The sequence below is a fragment of the Blastocatellia bacterium genome (assembly GCA_016713405.1).
Lineage (GTDB): Bacteria > Acidobacteriota > Blastocatellia > Chloracidobacteriales > JADJPF01 > JADJPF01.
Genome location: JADJPF010000001.1, coordinates 556,648 through 572,128, shown reverse-complemented (window position 1 = coordinate 572,128; position 15,481 = coordinate 556,648). Strand labels below are relative to the sequence as shown.

Annotated in this window: 18 protein-coding genes and 1 pseudogene; 13 read left to right on the top strand and 6 right to left on the bottom strand. The window is 33.9% G+C overall.

Translation table 11 applies throughout. From position 1 onward, the window contains the following. Nucleotides 1–85 precede the first annotated feature (85 nt). The 9 genes from IPK14_02445 to IPK14_02405 all read left to right on the top strand — a co-directional run bounded on the left by IPK14_02445 (nucleotide 86) and on the right by IPK14_02405 (nucleotide 5,813). Nucleotides 86–712 carry a hypothetical protein gene (locus IPK14_02445; GenBank protein MBK7992296.1) on the top strand — a complete coding sequence of 209 codons (627 nt, stop codon included), beginning with the start codon at nucleotides 86–88 and terminating at the stop codon, nucleotides 710–712. Between the two features lie 13 nt (nucleotides 713–725). Then, entirely contained in the window at nucleotides 726–1,430 is a 705-nt protein-coding gene (locus IPK14_02440) for a hypothetical protein (protein ID MBK7992295.1), read from the top strand. A gap of 1 nt (nucleotide 1,431) precedes the next feature. Next, the gene (locus IPK14_02435; protein MBK7992294.1) at nucleotides 1,432–1,920 is read left to right on the top strand and encodes an IPT/TIG domain-containing protein; all 489 of its coding nucleotides are present in this window, start codon (nucleotides 1,432–1,434) and stop codon (nucleotides 1,918–1,920) included. Nucleotides 1,921–2,213: 293 nt separating this feature from the next. After that, entirely contained in the window at nucleotides 2,214–2,384 is a 171-nt protein-coding gene (locus IPK14_02430) for a hypothetical protein (GenBank protein ID MBK7992293.1), read from the top strand. Nucleotides 2,385–2,387: 3 nt separating this feature from the next. After that, entirely contained in the window at nucleotides 2,388–3,257 is an 870-nt protein-coding gene (locus IPK14_02425) for a hypothetical protein (protein ID MBK7992292.1), read from the top strand. Between the two features lie 331 nt (nucleotides 3,258–3,588). After that, nucleotides 3,589–4,512, top strand: coding sequence for a serine/threonine-protein phosphatase (locus IPK14_02420; protein ID MBK7992291.1), 924 nt, complete (start codon nucleotides 3,589–3,591; stop codon nucleotides 4,510–4,512). A 135-nt stretch (nucleotides 4,513–4,647) separates the two neighbouring features. Continuing rightward, complete coding sequence (locus IPK14_02415) at nucleotides 4,648–4,794, top strand: hypothetical protein (GenBank protein ID MBK7992290.1); 147 nt, start codon at nucleotides 4,648–4,650, stop codon at nucleotides 4,792–4,794. Between the two features lie 54 nt (nucleotides 4,795–4,848). Further along, on the top strand, nucleotides 4,849–5,127 hold the full coding sequence (locus IPK14_02410; protein ID MBK7992289.1) for an FHA domain-containing protein: 279 nt from the start codon (nucleotides 4,849–4,851) through the stop codon (nucleotides 5,125–5,127). A gap of 242 nt (nucleotides 5,128–5,369) precedes the next feature. After that, nucleotides 5,370–5,813 carry a peroxiredoxin gene (locus IPK14_02405; protein ID MBK7992288.1) on the top strand — a complete coding sequence of 148 codons (444 nt, stop codon included), beginning with the start codon at nucleotides 5,370–5,372 and terminating at the stop codon, nucleotides 5,811–5,813. A 59-nt stretch (nucleotides 5,814–5,872) separates the two neighbouring features. On the opposite strand, the gene queD is transcribed toward IPK14_02405, so the two are convergent. Next, nucleotides 5,873–6,256, bottom strand: coding sequence for a 6-carboxytetrahydropterin synthase QueD (gene queD / locus IPK14_02400; GenBank protein MBK7992287.1), 384 nt, complete (start codon nucleotides 6,254–6,256; stop codon nucleotides 5,873–5,875). A 259-nt stretch (nucleotides 6,257–6,515) separates the two neighbouring features. On the opposite strand from queD, the gene IPK14_02395 reads away from it, so the two are divergent. From IPK14_02395 to IPK14_02385, 3 genes are all read left to right on the top strand, one after another. Continuing rightward, the gene (locus IPK14_02395) at nucleotides 6,516–8,177 is read left to right on the top strand and encodes a TolC family protein (GenBank protein MBK7992286.1); all 1,662 of its coding nucleotides are present in this window, start codon (nucleotides 6,516–6,518) and stop codon (nucleotides 8,175–8,177) included. Between the two features lie 92 nt (nucleotides 8,178–8,269). After that, nucleotides 8,270–9,016, top strand: coding sequence for a glycosyltransferase family 2 protein (locus IPK14_02390; protein ID MBK7992285.1), 747 nt, complete (start codon nucleotides 8,270–8,272; stop codon nucleotides 9,014–9,016). Between the two features lie 21 nt (nucleotides 9,017–9,037). Beyond that, on the top strand, nucleotides 9,038–10,669 hold the full coding sequence (locus IPK14_02385) for an acyl--CoA ligase (protein ID MBK7992284.1): 1,632 nt from the start codon (nucleotides 9,038–9,040) through the stop codon (nucleotides 10,667–10,669). Here the strand turns inward: IPK14_02385 and IPK14_02380 are convergent. The 5 genes and pseudogenes from IPK14_02380 to IPK14_02360 form a co-directional block, all read right to left on the bottom strand. Continuing rightward, entirely contained in the window at nucleotides 10,666–10,839 is a 174-nt protein-coding gene (locus tag IPK14_02380) for a hypothetical protein (GenBank protein MBK7992283.1), read from the bottom strand. The two genes, IPK14_02385 and IPK14_02380, sit on opposite strands and share 4 nt — an antisense overlap. A 41-nt stretch (nucleotides 10,840–10,880) precedes the next feature. Then, nucleotides 10,881–11,441, bottom strand: a complete 561-nt coding sequence (def, locus tag IPK14_02375; protein MBK7992282.1) for a peptide deformylase — start codon at nucleotides 11,439–11,441, stop codon at nucleotides 10,881–10,883. Between the two features lie 7 nt (nucleotides 11,442–11,448). Next, nucleotides 11,449–13,821, bottom strand: coding sequence for a hypothetical protein (locus IPK14_02370; GenBank protein ID MBK7992281.1), 2,373 nt, complete (start codon nucleotides 13,819–13,821; stop codon nucleotides 11,449–11,451). 9 nt (nucleotides 13,822–13,830) lie between these two features. Continuing rightward, a pseudogene (locus tag IPK14_02365) lies at nucleotides 13,831–14,166 on the bottom strand (DNA translocase FtsK 4TM domain-containing protein). Continuing rightward, nucleotides 14,058–14,378, bottom strand: a complete 321-nt coding sequence (locus IPK14_02360) for a DNA translocase FtsK 4TM domain-containing protein (GenBank protein MBK7992280.1) — start codon at nucleotides 14,376–14,378, stop codon at nucleotides 14,058–14,060. Before IPK14_02360 ends, IPK14_02365 begins: the two are co-directional and overlap by 109 nt. A 344-nt stretch (nucleotides 14,379–14,722) precedes the next feature. Here IPK14_02360 and IPK14_02355 point away from each other — a divergent pair, with 344 nt between their 5' ends. Continuing rightward, nucleotides 14,723–15,481 carry a response regulator transcription factor gene (locus IPK14_02355; GenBank protein MBK7992279.1) on the top strand — a complete coding sequence of 253 codons (759 nt, stop codon included), beginning with the start codon at nucleotides 14,723–14,725 and terminating at the stop codon, nucleotides 15,479–15,481.

The window sequence follows — 15,481 nt, the reverse complement described above, 5'->3', positions numbered from 1 at the left end:
TGCTAGCATCTTAATAATAGTCTTTGTTATTCTTAGAGGTTGTCTGATAGTAAATTTTAGTATTAATATTTAAGAGAGAAAAAGAATGAGATTAAATATCAATCTCGCAAAAAAACCTTTTCATAACCGTCGGTTGTTTTGGTTGAGCTTTTTAGTTGTTATGGGTGTTTTATTGTTAGCTGGTCAATGGATGCTTAAAGAAGTATCTTCGGCTAAAATGGTTGCTGCTAGGCTAGAACAAGAAGTTAAAAAACAGCAAGCAGAATTAAAAACCTTAGAAAAACAATACAACGTGCCTATACAACCTCTTAATCCAACACAAATTCAAGAAATTGAAGCATCTGCACAACTTATTAAACAGCGTAGTTTTTCTTGGACACAGATGTTAAGCGAATTTGAATTGGCATTACCTAAAACTATACGTATTATTTCTATAAGACCTACAAAAGAAGAAGAGGCTCTAAATATACCTCTTAAAATCAAAGTTTATAGTAAAAGCGTTAAAGACCTTACAGATATGATTGCTGAAATGGATAAAGTAGGAGTTTTTCAAGTAAACCCTGTTAATCAAGAAACTCCTCTTCAAAATGGGGATATTGGTTTTACTTTGGATGTTTTATATAACCCTCGTCCAGCAAAAAGTTTTTTAGCTAAGAAAAGTCAAAATAAAGCAGAAATTAAAAAAGTAGCTAATAATGAGGATGAGGATTAATCAGGAGTAAACTATGAAAAATATTCCAATAATTAATAAATTACAAACAGGATATCTTAGATTAATAGAAGTATTTGCTATAGTAACTGTGATTGCAGTAACTTCATTTACTACTTATTTAGCTATTACTTTGCTTAAGAAAGAAAATGATAAAATTACACAATTACAAAAACAGAGTTTAGAATTGAAAAATGATATTAAAGAAATAAAAACAGAATTAAAGGATAAGAAAAATTTTTCTGAATCAAATCAGTCAATAGTAGAAAAGCTTACATCTTTTCAAGAAAAATTTTTGCGAGATCCACAAAAAGGAAGATTATCTGTAGTAAATGAACTAAATGATTTAGCTAAGAAAAACCAAATAACTTTAACTGATGGTATTAATTTTGCAACCATTAAAGAAGTTGAAGAAGACTCATCAACAAATGCTAGAGGAAGAAGAACTAATCAACAAGATGATAAAGTTAGTATTTATCCAGCATTAGAAGCGCAATTTTCCTTAACAGGCTCGTATACAAACTTTAGACGTTTTTTATATAGTTTAGAAAGCAGTAAAATGTTTTTTGTTATTGAGGACTTAACTTTAGAAACACCTGATCAAGAAGAAAAGGCTAATTTAGGTGGTGGCCCCCAAAGAGTTAGTACATTGCAAAGCTCTACTCAAAACAATGGAGAGTTAACTGTCCAACTAAAAGTTAAAGCATATTTTCATAAATAAAATGTGGAAAAAGAGTAAAAATATATATAATTTCTTAAAAGTAACACTGTTATTTCTAGCAGTATTGTTATGTTATCAAATATTTACCAATAAAAAGGTTGAAGATAAAAAAATTTTAGAAAAAACTTCTTCACAAATAGAAATAGATAATAAGCGTTTAATTAAATCCGTAGACATAGTAAATAAATTCTCAGCAATAGATCAAATAGAAGAGGCAGAAAGGCCTCCCTTATTAATTGGCCGTAATTTATTTCAAAACACTTCTGACCAAAATATTTTGCCAGTTGCAGGTAAATTTGAAAATAAAACAAAATTTATAACATTAGTTGAAATTTCGCCTAACAAAATATACCAACAAAATAAATCTATAACTATTTTACTTAAAGGCTTAAATTTTACTAATAAAACTCAAGTTTATGTTCAAAATGAGCTAGCAAAATTTAATTTTATTAGTCCAACAGAGCTAGAAGTTTTTTACCTGTTAACCTAGTCTCTAAACTAGGAAAACTATCAATAGAAGTTAAAGAAAATAATGTAAGTTCTAATGCTATATATTTAGAAATAGAAAAATCTTCTGCTCCAGACTTTGTTTTTGTTGGAACAATTTCTGACGAAAATACCAGTAAGATTATTTTAACCTTTGGAAAAAATCAGATAATTACAAGTGTTGGCGAAACAATAAAAGAAAAGTGGCAACTTGTTTCTTTAGAAGGTGATTTTTTAATTGTTGAGGATCTAGAGCTAAACTTAAAACACCGTTTACAAAAAGGAAAGCAACCTAAATTGCCTTCTGTTGAAAAACAATTAATTGCTGAAACACCAAAAAAAATCGAAGAAAAAATCAACAATAAAATAGAAACAAATTTATTTGTCCGATCGGATAAACCTATGACTAGTAAAGAGTTGTGGGAAAAACGTGCAGTTATGCGAGAAAATAAAGAAAAGAAGAAATAAAATATGCTCAAATACTTAATTAAAATAATTAAAAAAAATAATAAGGGATATTCTTTATTAGGTTTGGTTATAGTAATAGGTATTACTTCAATGATCTTAGCTAGCTCTATAGATACTTATCAGGCAGAAATAATGCGTAGTAAAGAAGAAGAGTTCATCTTTCGTGGTGACGAGATGGCTAGAGCTATTGCTAAATTCAATCACTTTGGCATTTTGCTTCCTTTACAGTTAGGCGCACCCTTTCCTACTAAATTAGAAGATTTAGGAAAACTTGCAACATTAAATGGCAAAAAGGTAATCTATGTACGTAAATTCGCTATGAAGGATATTTTAGCTGGAGATGGTGAATGGCTTCCTGTTCGTGCAGGTGATCCACGTATTTTAGATTACTTAAAAGCTTGGGCAGAATATAACAAACAACAGATTCCACCAAATTACTTACAACTCGCTGGTTTTACTACAACCAATGGTGATCAAAATGGTTTAGATGGTAATACTGACAAAGAAGAAGAAGAGGATGATGACGAGGATGATGACGAGGATGACGAGGACGACGACGAGGATGATGAGGATGACGATAAGGAAAAACCAAACACTATTCCATCTAATGGAGTTTCTAATAATAATGTTCAAGGTTCTCTAGGAGTAGATTCAACTAGTACTTTTACACGAAATAATGCTTTTGAAAACATTGATGATTCTAGTCGTCCAATAATTGGTGTTGTAAGTAGTAGTAAACGCAAGGCTTTTCGGCGTTTATATGGCAAGGAAGTAAATTATAACAAATGGCTATTTATTTTTATGCCTCCTCCACAACCATTATTGACAACTACTCCTCCACAACAACAAGGAGAAAACCAAGAACAAAATTAAATTTTAAAATTTTAGAAAAATTAGTAACTATAGAAAATATTTATTGTTGATCCACAATATCAAAATATTTTTTTCCTGTTTTTAATCAAATATACTAAGAATAAAGTATAAGTAATATTACCTCCTATAAATTATGAGTTTTTGAACTATAAGTTTTTGATTTTAGCTAGCTAATTATGGATTTGTTAATTAAATATTTAGTTACATCAAAAATAAAATTTAGTACAAATTATGATATAGAAATATACTTTACTAGAGTATGTCGTTATAATAGGAAAACTAAATCTTTCTAGGTAACTCGCCTTACCCACAAAATATAAAAATGAACCCTGTGAATGCAAACCCATCTGCTTTTATAACAATTCATGGTCTTAGTGATATAGGTAAAGTACGCAAATTAAATGAAGATCGCTTTGCCATATTGAATATTGCTACAAAAGATACTTTTGAGACTTATAAAGGAGAAGTAGGTAATACAGGTTTTTTACTTGTAGTATGTGATGGATCAGGTGGTGATGGTCGAGGTGGTGTAGCAGCAAAATTAGCAGTAGATATTTTTCAAACAGAAATTTTTTCTAAGTATAATAATAACTTAGGGATTGGAGATATATTAATTCAAGCAGCAACTACAGCTAATGAAATGATCTGGCAACAATCCAACCGTAACCCTAGTATTGCTGGTATGGCAAGCACTTTAACTGCCGCCTGGATAGTACCGCCACAAGTTTATATTGTTGAAGTAGGTGATTCCCGCTGTTATTTAGTTCGTGGGGAAACAATTAGACAAATTACTAGAGACCAATCAATGGTACAAATGCTAATTGATGGAGGAATTATTACCCCAAATACAGCCAAAATACATCCTTACCGTAATGTTGTTTTGCAATCTCTAGGAGCAAAAGGTTCAGTTGTTCCTGTAGTAACTAGCTTAGAACTAGCTCAAGATGACCGTCTGCTACTCTGCTCAGATGGATTAAGTAAAAATTTACCAGAAGAAACAATACTAGAAATTATTCTTAAAAATAAAGATGTTATCACTGCTTCACAACAATTAATTACTACGGCTAATGACCTAACAGCAGATGACAATGTTACTGCCATATTAGCTATGTTTGAAGGTGATATTTTTGCTAACCCCAATGAATCCAATACCCTGCTACTATCAGAAACAGCAGAAGACACAGACTTATCTGATGAATTAGAAGATCTTACGGAAGTAATTTCACCTGTTGAAAAAAGTGAATTAGCTCAATAACTAGTAACTATATTGTAATCTTAAAATTGCAAATCTCTTCTTCCAAGCTTATAATCAAAAGTCAATGTGTCAAAATAGTTAAAGTAGTTTTGTAGTCATGTAAACAATAAACTTGGCTTTTATTTAAGAGGATTTATGGATATTTACGAAAGACTAGATAGCTCACACCTTAACGGTTTAAGACAAGAACAGTTTCGAGTGATGCGTGATTTGATGCTACAAACTATTGGGACACAAACCATAACCTTATCACATCAATATCCTGAAGTACCTGTTGGTTAAGTTATTGTTGAAGAACCTCAATTTGCTTCTCCTAATGACTCAGGTTTTGTTCTAATGACAGGAACTGCTCTCCATCGATTAAAAATAGGTTGCAATACAATTGGCCGTTTTACAGATAATGATATTGTTATTTATGATGAAGAAAGAATGCTTTCACGTCTTCATTGTTCTGTAGTGATTCATACTGATGGAACAGCAGAAATATTTGACACTTCCCTTAATGGTACTTTTATTAATGAGTCTCGTATTACAAGATCAAAAATAAATTCAGGTGATCAACTTCGTCTAGGGCCAAAATTTTGTATGAAAATTGTTTTATATAATGCTGAATAATTACTAAATAAAGTAAATAGTTTTCTTATACCTCCTACTAACCTAATAAAACAAGCCTTAAAACTCACCTCATCTTAGTTATTTTATAATCTCTAAATCATTGTAAAAGTAATAATAATCTAAATCATTAGGTTAATCTTAGGAGCTTTTACTAGAATTTCTTATCTCAATAAGCTATAAACTTTTCAAAATATAAATTATTGTACTATGTATTAAGTAAATTTCTTGGTTAAGGAGTTAGTATGGGAAATCTTTCTGTTGGTGATGTGGCCCCTGATTTTTGTGTTAAGTCTCACACAGGTCAAGAGCTTAAACTTTCTGATTATAAGGGAAAATCTGTACTTCTTTGGTTTTACCCAAAAGCAGATACTCCAGGTTGTACTCGCGAAGGATGCGGATTTCGTGATCGTCTACCTGAATTTGAAAAGAAAAATGCTCAAATTTTAGGGGTAAGTTTTGATACTGTAGAAGAAAATCTAGCATTTGCAGAAAAATATGAATATAACTTTCCTCTACTTTGTGATACTAAAAGAGAAATAGGACTCGCCTATGGTGCTTGTGATGATGCGCAGGCAGCTAATGCAAAAAGAATTTCTTATTTAATTGGGCCAGACGGCAAAATTGCACATTCATTTGGTAAAGTAGATGCTAGCAGTCATCCTGAAGAAGCATTAAAATTTTTATAAATTAAAAGAGTTTACGCTAAGTAAAACATCTATAAAAGTAGCCTTAAATAGGCTACTTTTTATTTTTCTTCAGGAATTTGATAACTAGCAGCAGTAAAAGGTGTTTCCCATGCACGTACTTTGTAAACAATTCTATTAACATTGTTTATTTTTGGAGCTAGTTCTTCTAAAACATATCGAGCAATATTTTCTGAAGAAGGGTTACAAACTTCATCAAAAGGTGGAATTTCATTTAACACTTTATGATCTATTTTATCCATTATTTGCTTGGTAGCTGTTTTTAACTCTTTAAAGTCGATCAATAAACCTGTTTCATCTAATTTTGTTCCTCTAACATAAACCTCTACTTTCCAATTATGACCATGCAAGTTTTCACATTTTCCATGATAGTTGCGTAGCGCGTGTGCTGATGAAAACTCAGTTTCAATCATTACTTCATACATAAATATTTCCTCTAAAAACTAGTGAAATTACAGGTAATTAACTGTTAAAGTGGAGCATACTGGTTTTAGTTTGCCAAGTCTACTATTGTCAGAAGGTAGTTAGACAAATATACTTGACGGATAAACAGAAATTTGTTGAAACTACAAAAAATGGCTGTGCGTATAAAGCGCGAGAAACATCAATCAAAAATAATTCTTTATTTCTATTATTTAATCATTTTGTTAGCTTCAACTAACATTAATTTAGGAGAAATCATACATGTCTTGGCATAAGCAGATAGTCAGCTATGGAATGTTAACTTTAATACTTAGTAATTTTACTCCTATTACTAAAGCTCAAGGGCCATCAGAAGGCAGCGGTATTGTAACAATTACTCAAGATAACCAAACTCAAAACAATACTCCAACCCCACAACAACCACCCACCCCTAAAGTTGATTTACCAACCTTACGAACTGGAGTTGACCCAAGCAAAGTAATGCCTCTTTCTTTAGCTGATGCTGTCACTATGGTACTGGAACATAACTTAGGTATTAAAAATGATCAAGATAACATTAAGCTTGCTCAATTTGATTTAGAAGGCGCATATGGAGTTTTTGATCCTGTAGTTGGTGGTAGCCTTTTATATTCTCGTAATAATGTTCCTTCAGCTAACCCTTTTAACGTTGGTGTTGGATCAAATTCAGTAAGTTTTCAAAATCTTAACTTTGGGGTAAATGCTACTAAACTATTTAATAGCGGTGCTACAGGAGATGCCACTTTTTCTACTACCCGCACTTCAACTAATAGTAATTCATCCGGCTTAAGCCCAGTTTACCAACCAAGATTTGAAATGACTTTCCGTCAACCAATACTAAGAAATTATAAAATTAATCAAAGTAGCCGTAATATTAAATCCTTAAAGAAACGATTAGACCTAGCTGATGTTGCTTTTAGACAAAGACTTGTAGACTTAATTGCTCGTGTTCAATCTTCTTATTACGATCTCGCATTTTCAATTAAAAATGCAGAAATTCAACGCGATTCTGTAGAGCTTGCTGCTGTACAACTACAGAATAACGAAATCCAGGTCAAAGCTGGTACTGCGGCACCAATTGATATTGTTTCTGCCCAAGCTGAGCTTGAACGCCGTAAAGACGCTGCTATTTCTGCCTTAGTACCTATTACCCAAGCTGAAAATGCCTTAAAACTCTTAGTAATAGATGACCCTCTTAGCGATTTAATGAATTATCAAATAATCCCTACAGATATTATTGATGTGTCTGGTGAAAAAATAGATCTAAATGCTGCTATTGGTATTGCAATGGATCGTCGTCCAGAATTAAAACAACTTCAACTACAAGGCGAATTAAATGATATAGACAAAGAATTTTTCAAAAATCAACTTAAACCCCAAGTGGATATAACAGGAACATTTACTGCTCAAGGTTTAGCTGGTCAACCTGCTACTGCTATTCCAGGTTTTCCTTCATTAAATGGCACTGAATTTGATGGTGGCATTGGTCAATCTCTTGTTAACTTATTTAAGTTTCGTAGCTATCAAGGCGGTATCTCAATTACCTTCCCTTACAAAAACCGTGCAGTACAAGCTAGTTTAGGCCGTACAGAAGTAGTTGCAAGACAATTAGATAACCAAAAACGTCAAATGGTGCTAACCATTATGGCTGATGTTCGCAATGCGCTTCAGGCAGTTGATTCTTCCCTACAACGTGTTGAAGCAGCACGTGCTTCTGTAAAAGCAGCAGAAGAACAATATAGAGGGGAAAAACAAAAATTTGAGGCGGGTCTTTCCACAACATTTTTTGTCCTACAACGTCAAAATGAACTTTCTGTTGCTCGTGGTAATGAGTTACGTGCTAAAACTGATTACAACAAAGCTAGAGCAGACCTTCAAAGAGTAATGGCAAACAATCTACCATAGTTAATAAAAATAACTTGTTCTTAAAATAAGGGCTGGGATAAACTCAGCCCTTATTTATTTTCTTAGATTGTTTTAACTCTTTTCTAATTGCTATGACTCTTTCTGTCACCATTATTACTTATAATGAAGAAAAAAATATTGTTGCTGCTCTTGAGTCTGTAAAATGGGCTGATGAAATTATTGTAGTAGATTCTAACAGCACAGATAACACCATCAAACTAGCTAACCGGTTTACAGATAAAGTAATTATTAACTCTTGGCCCGGCTATGCAGCACAAAAACAATTTGCCTCTGAACAAGCTACTTCTGACTGGATATTAAGCATTGATGCCGATGAGCAAGTTACAATAGAGCTTGCTAAAGAGATTCAAAAAGTTATTTATGACCAAAATAATACCTATGATGGATTTTACTTAAGCCGTCAAAATTATTACTTAAACAAAGCTATTTATCATTCTGGTTGGTCGCCAGATTATCAATTAAGGCTTTATCGTCGTGGCAAAGGCTTTTGGCAAGGGCAGTTTGTCCATGAATCAGTAAAAGTTAATGGAAATGTTGGTAAATTAAAAGCTAAATTATCACATTATTCTATTCAAAGTCTGGCGGCTCACCATAACCGCTTAAATAGTTATACTAGTTTAGCTGCTAATGATTTAGTTTCTCGAGGTAAAAAGGTTAGTTCATTAGACTTGCTGCTACGCCCTGTTATTGCAACATTTCGCAGCTATTTTTGGAGACTAGGTTTTTTAGATGGCTTTGCTGGAATAATTATCGCTTATTTTGCCGCTTACTATGTTTTTCTTAAATATGCTAAAGCTTGGGAACAACAAATAAAATAATACACTCTAGGAAACTTACTTATGAGCAACATTGGTGACTATCAAACCACATATCAACAGTTTACTTGGCAAATCCCAGAATATTTTAATTTTGCTTTTGATGTTTTTGACTCATTTGCAAAAGACCCTGAAAAATTAGCTATGATTTGGGTGGATGAAGACAACCAGACAACAAAAAAACTTTCTTATGAATATTTTAAAGATCGATCTAATCAAGCAGCTAACCTATTAGAATCTCTAGGCTTAAAAAAAGGTGATAAGGTCTTGCTGCTACTTGCTAAAATTCCTGAATGGTGGGAACTAGTGCTAGCAATGATAAAATTAGGCGTTGTTTTTATGCCTGCTACCACACAGCTAACAAGCAAAGATATTGTTTATCGTGTCCAAATGGCTGAAGCAACAACTGTAATTACTGATCTAGATAATTTTACTAAGTTTGATTCTGTACGTGATCAGTTAAAAGAAGTAAAAAACTTTTTATTAGTTGGTGGAACACAAGATAATTTGTATAGCTATGATGAACTAATAGCAATCTCCAAAATAAAATTTATTCCGTTAGAAAAAACTCGCCAGGATGACCCACTACTACTTTATTTTACTAGCGGGACAACTGGTTATCCTAAAATGGTACTTCACACACATAGCAGTTATCCAATAGGTCATCAAGTTACTGGTCGTTATTGGCTAGATTTACAACCCCAAGACTTGCATTGGAATTTATCCGACACAGGATGGGCAAAAGCTGCTTGGAGTAGTCTTTTTGGCCCTTGGAACTGTGGAGCAACACTTTTTGTTCATAATGGAAAAGGAAAATTTGCTCCTGAATTAACATTAGAATTACTAGCTACACATAACATTACTAGTTTTTGCGCTCCACCAACAGCTTACCGAATGTTGGTGACAGCAGATTTTGAAAAATATAATTTAACCTCCCTACGAAGTTGTGTTAGTGCAGGTGAGCCACTAAACCCAGAAATTATAGATATTTGGCAGCAAAAAACTTCTTTAATGATTCGTGAAGGTTATGGACAAACAGAAACTTGTTTACTAGTAGGAACATTTCCTGGCCAAACAATAAAACCTGGTTCAATGGGTAAATCTGCCCCAGGCTTTGTTGTAGATATTATTAATAAAGATGGAAATATTGCTCAAGACCATGAGGAAGGAGATATTGGAGTAAAACTTAAGCCTGTTCGCCCTGTTGGACTATTTCAAGAGTATTGGAATGACTCAGAAGCTACAAATAATTCTATTCGAGGTGATTGGTATATTACAGGAGATCGTGGTTTTCGTGATCAAGACGGCTATTTATGGTTTATTGGCCGGGCTGATGATGTAATTATCAGTGCTGGTTATAGAATTGGCCCTTTTGAAGTAGAAAGTGCTTTGGTTGAGCATCCTAGCGTTTTAGAAACTGCTGTAGTTGGAAAAGCTGATAGTCAAAGAGGACAAATTGTTAAGGCTTATGTAGTGCTTAAATCTGGTGTAGAAAAATCTGATGCTCTAGCTACAACTTTACAAGATTTTGTTAAACATATAACAGCACCTTATAAATACCCTAGAGAAATAGAGTTTGTTGAGGATCTTCCTAAAACAATTAGCGGGAAAATTCGCCGTGTAGAGTTAAGAGAACGTGCCAATAAATTAAGTTAGACTATATTGCTTATTATTGCTTCGGCTACGGCTGAGGCTGTTTCTACAACAGTGTCAACCACTGTATCTATAACAGTTTCTATTACTGGATCTGCTACTACTTCGGCTGTTGCTGTTACTACGTCGCCTGCAATTTGTTGGGCCATTTGAATTTTATTTTCGTCAGACATCTTTTAACCCTCCACATTAAACTTTTTATAGCAATTTTACCTTAGCTTTTTTGTGTCATAGATTGCACAAAATGGTTTTTTGTCATCAGTTTACTTAGATCTTTCATTCTTTCAAAGTAAATTATTCCGTCTAAATGGTCAACTTCATGTTGAATAGTGCGGGCTAGATGTGTTGAAAAAGTTTCTTGATGCTCAATTCCGTCTAAAGTAAGGTATTTTACTGTAATTGACTCATGACGAGGGACTAGACCAACCATATTTGGCACGCTAAAACAACCTTCCCAACCTTCAATCATTTCCTTAGAAGTGCTAATAATTTCTGGGTTTATCATTATGTAGAGGGGAGATTCTGGACGGTTTGGAAAAAGCTCATTTTTCCTAAGTTCAGCAACAAAAATTCGTGCTGGAACTCCAATTTGATTAGCAGCAAGTCCGGCCCCTTTTAGCTCTCTAACTTTCTCAACCATCAAATTACAAAGTTCTTCAGCTTCTTTTAGGTTAGTAATTTGTTTTGTAGGTTCTCTTAGTAAAGGATCGCCTATTGTTACAACTTCATCCCTTAAATAATCCATTAACTTTTTATCATCAATAAAACTACTCATTAGAAAGTTATTCCTCTTTCATTTGATCTAGGCGTTCTATGTAATCATAAGCACTTTGTTTTACTACACGTGGTTTACTTCCATCAGGTGGGCCAACTAAGCCTTCACGCTCCATCATATCAATAATTGCAGCAGCCCGACCATAGCCAATACGCAAACGACGTTGTAAAACTGAGGTTGAAGCTTTACCCATTTGACAAACTACTCGCACGGCATCATCAAAAAACTCGTCTTTTTCACCCATTCCGCCGCCAAACTCGTCTTCATCCTCTGAAGATTGAATACTTTCGTCATAGTCTGGCTGTCTTTGGCTGCGAATATGGTCAACAATTGCTTCTATCTCTCTTTCACCTACATAAGCACCATGTACCCGAACTAAGCGAGATGTTCCAGGTGGTAAAAAGAGCATATCGCCTTGTCCTAGAAGGGTTTCTGCTCCATTACCATCTAAAATAGTTCGTGAGTCTACTTTAGAAGAAACTCTAAAAGATATACGAGAAGGAAAATTAGCTTTAATAAGACCTGTAATTACATCTACAGAAGGACGTTGTGTAGCAATTATTAGGTGAATACCCACAGCACGAGCCATTTGAGCAAGTCGAGTTATAGAGGTTTCTACATCGTTAGAAGCTACCATCATTAAATCTGCTAATTCATCAATAATAATTACAATATAAGGCAGTGGCTTACGTAAGCGGTCAGGATGAAGCGCAGGAATAATTTCCCATTCTTGGCGCACCTGTTGATTATATTGGGCAATATTACGAACACTATAACCCGCAAGTAATTTATAGCGTCGTTCCATTTCACCAACTGCCCATTTCAAGGCGTTAGAAGCACGTTTTGGATCTAACACAATTGGGGTTAACAAATGTGGTATTCCCTCATAAAGCCCTAATTCAAGGCGTTTTGGGTCAACCATAATCATTTTTACATCATCTGGAGAAGCTTTATAAAGTAGTGAAACAATTACCGAATTTAAGCAAACAGACTTACCTGTTCCGGTAGCACCAGCAATTAATAAATGTGGCATTTTTGCTAGGTCTGCTACATAAGTTGCTCCATCTATACTTTTACCTAAAGCTAATGCTAGAGGTGAAGTAATATTCTCATATTTATCTGACTCAAATATTTCACGTAAATAAATTATCTCTCTATTATTATTAGGGACTTCAATGCCTACAGTAGATTTACCTGGCATACGGTCAATACGAACAGATTCAGCTTCTAAAGCTAGGCAAAGGTCTTCGGTTAAACCAGTGATACGACTATATTTAACACCTGGGTCTGGCTTAAATTCAAAAGTAGTAACAACTGGCCCAGGACTAATAGCAGTAACTTCACCAGTGACAGAAAATTCCTTAAATTTTTCTACAAGAACATGGGCGCGTTCTCGCAAATCTTCATCGGCTTGAAATTGTTTTGCTGCTGGTGTAGCTAACATATCAAAACTAGGAAGTTCATAAGTTGGCAAAGGAGAAAAAGCAATAGATTTAGAAACTTTAGAAACTACTTTGGAAGCTATAGGAGTAGGGATATTTTGTTCATCTGTATTAACTCGACGGTTAATTACAATTTCACCATTTTCATTACTAGTAGAATTGCTATTATCATTGCCTAAATAACTGATTTCTTCTTGTTCAAAACTCTTTTGAACAATAGCTGATTTAGCAATAGCTGGTGCTGTATCTTGCTGTGATTTTGGAACTCGTGCAGGCTGTTGAGGGACACGGGCAGTATCACTAGGTCTTCTAACAGGATTAACAACAGGTTCACCGGCATTTTGAGTAACAATATGTGCTTGATTTATTACTAAATCTGGTAAAGGGGCTAGTGCGCCACTTAAGGAAAACTCCTCTAAAGTTTCAATTCTTTGGTCATCCCCATAAACTAATCTATGTAATTCTGCTAAATCAGGTTGGGCTTTATTACCATAAACAAAATTATTTGCTTCAATATTTTGTTTTACTGCATTTCTCACAACTCCAACAGGTTCAACAACTGCACTTGCAGTTTTTTGCACTGTAGCAACAGGTACTCTATTGTTTTCAATAGTTGCAACAGAACTAGCAGCAGTTTTTATTTTGCCATTAACTTGGGCGTTAATTGGGGATTTTTTATTTACTTCAATAGCATTAGTGCTAAGGTTTTCTTCAGTAATTTTTATTTTTTCCTCTTTTAAGCGGGATGTTCTTTCTTTTTCACGTTTAAGAGCTTCTTCTTGCCTTAGCTGTTGACGGAGTTTTTCCCTATCTTCCTTAGCTTTTTTCTGTGCTAAACGATGCTCTTTCCGGCTAGAACGAATAGCAAAAACTTTCTCTTTAGTCGCTAAATTTTTTTCTCTTAAATAAATAGTAAAAGCATTAAACCCGCTTATCATTGCTTTTACTCCAGTGCTTTCTAGAACAGCATTAACAGATAGTTCAGTAATTAGCATTAAGGCAAATACTAGCAAAACTATTAGGGCAATACCTGTGCCAGTTTTATTTAGTTGAGTTTCAAGAAGTTGTGCTATTAGAGTACCTACTGCACCGCCAAATTGTACATTTTCACGATAAAAAGGCATTTGTGGCAGACTAAAAAGACCTGCTATTGATAATAGAATCAATAATAACCCTATAAATCTACGATGTAAAATTTGATCTCTCGTAGTCGTAAAGTCCGCCAACCTAGAGTAGTTAGCAGCACTGGCACTAAAAAGGCAGATAAGCCAAATATTTGAAATAAAAAGTCAGCTATCCAAGCACCTAAACTACCAATCCAATTAGCTGCTTGTTCACGCTCAGAAACTACATTCCAAGATGGATCTTGTGGATCATAAGAAAATAAACTAAGTATCACCGTGAGACTAAAGGCTAAAAGCACAATTCCTATTGCTTCATTAAAACGAGTTGGTGCTTTTTCAATACTCATTGAATTATTTGTTGCTGTTTGCATAACTAGAAATATTACTAAAAGTTATAAAAAATAAGTTGGCTTATTTTTAGCTTATTTACTTAGGCTAAATATAATAGTAAAAATTCTGCTATATTTTAACCTTTAAGCACTTAGGGTTATTAGTGGTATTAAAGGGTATCACTTTTTATAAAAAAAAAGCAATGCAAAACTGGGATTAAAGGTAAGCCAAAAATAGTATAAATTTTAATTACTTGAATAACAATTGCTTAGAAATTACTTCAACTATTTTAGAGTTAGATCTATTCTTTAAAGTAGATGTCAGATACTAATTTTTATGCTACTTTATTTGAAACACTCAACATTTAACCTTAATCTTAAAAAACATGTCAATTTTAATTGCAGAAGATAATGTTGCACAAAGACATTATCTTAGAGAACTACTAGAAAGAGAATTTTCCAGTAACGGCCCAATTTTTGAGGCTGCGGACGGAGAAACTACAGTTACTTTAACCTTAAAACATAGACCTAACTTATGTATTTTAGATATTCAAATGCCAGGGCTTTCTGGGGTAAAAGCAGCACGCTCGATTTGGCGTAGTTTCCCAGCAGCTAGAATTATTTTCTGGACACAATTCCCACATGAAATTTATATCAATGAAATTCGCAAAATAGTTAAAGCCGTCGAACCTCCACCAGCTTATGGATTTATCCATAAAAATAATCCTGACTCCCGGTTTTTACGTTTTATCGCTGCTGTTTTAGAAGATGGTGCAGATATGATTGATCCTGCATTTAAGGACTCTTTTAAGCAGCCTTTGTTGACTGAATTTGAAGCAGAAGCACTTTATTATTTAGCCCTAGGATTATCTAATTGGGCAATTGCTCGTAAGTGTAGCTTATCACAAAGAGGTGTAGAAAGTCGTTTGGCAACGCTTTATGAAAAGCTATTTGTAACAATTTCTGAAGGTACACCAAATGAAGCCTATGATAAATTAGTTTATAATATGCGTACTCGTGCTTTTTTTGAAGCATTAAGACGAGGGTTAATTAATAGTGATGAGTTAGAAAAAGCCTCTAAAGATTTGGACGCTTGGTTAGATCGTGACCGCAAGCGTTTTTCAGAAGAACAAAAACGTAGTTAA

Bases quoted from the DNA above. Each gene is read 5' to 3' on its own strand.
- def (MBK7992282.1), bottom strand. From the start codon at position 11,441: ATGAGTAGTTTTATTGATGATAAAAAGTTAATGGATTATTTAAGGGAT.
- IPK14_02355 (MBK7992279.1), top strand. From the start codon at position 14,723: ATGTCAATTTTAATTGCAGAAGATAATGTTGCACAAAGACATTATCTT.
- IPK14_02380 (MBK7992283.1), bottom strand. From the start codon at position 10,839: ATGTCTGACGAAAATAAAATTCAAATGGCCCAACAAATTGCAGGCGAC.
- queD (MBK7992287.1), bottom strand. From the start codon at position 6,256: ATGTATGAAGTAATGATTGAAACTGAGTTTTCATCAGCACACGCGCTA.
- IPK14_02405 (MBK7992288.1), top strand. From the start codon at position 5,370: ATGGGAAATCTTTCTGTTGGTGATGTGGCCCCTGATTTTTGTGTTAAG.
- IPK14_02415 (MBK7992290.1), top strand. From the start codon at position 4,648: ATGGATATTTACGAAAGACTAGATAGCTCACACCTTAACGGTTTAAGA.
- IPK14_02385 (MBK7992284.1), top strand. From the start codon at position 9,038: ATGAGCAACATTGGTGACTATCAAACCACATATCAACAGTTTACTTGG.
- IPK14_02445 (MBK7992296.1), top strand. From the start codon at position 86: ATGAGATTAAATATCAATCTCGCAAAAAAACCTTTTCATAACCGTCGG.
- IPK14_02435 (MBK7992294.1), top strand. From the start codon at position 1,432: ATGTGGAAAAAGAGTAAAAATATATATAATTTCTTAAAAGTAACACTG.
- IPK14_02425 (MBK7992292.1), top strand. From the start codon at position 2,388: ATGCTCAAATACTTAATTAAAATAATTAAAAAAAATAATAAGGGATAT.
- IPK14_02360 (MBK7992280.1), bottom strand. From the start codon at position 14,378: ATGCAAACAGCAACAAATAATTCAATGAGTATTGAAAAAGCACCAACT.
- IPK14_02395 (MBK7992286.1), top strand. From the start codon at position 6,516: ATGTCTTGGCATAAGCAGATAGTCAGCTATGGAATGTTAACTTTAATA.
- IPK14_02370 (MBK7992281.1), bottom strand. From the start codon at position 13,821: ATGATAAGCGGGTTTAATGCTTTTACTATTTATTTAAGAGAAAAAAAT.
- IPK14_02440 (MBK7992295.1), top strand. From the start codon at position 726: ATGAAAAATATTCCAATAATTAATAAATTACAAACAGGATATCTTAGA.
- IPK14_02390 (MBK7992285.1), top strand. From the start codon at position 8,270: ATGACTCTTTCTGTCACCATTATTACTTATAATGAAGAAAAAAATATT.
- IPK14_02410 (MBK7992289.1), top strand. From the start codon at position 4,849: ATGACAGGAACTGCTCTCCATCGATTAAAAATAGGTTGCAATACAATT.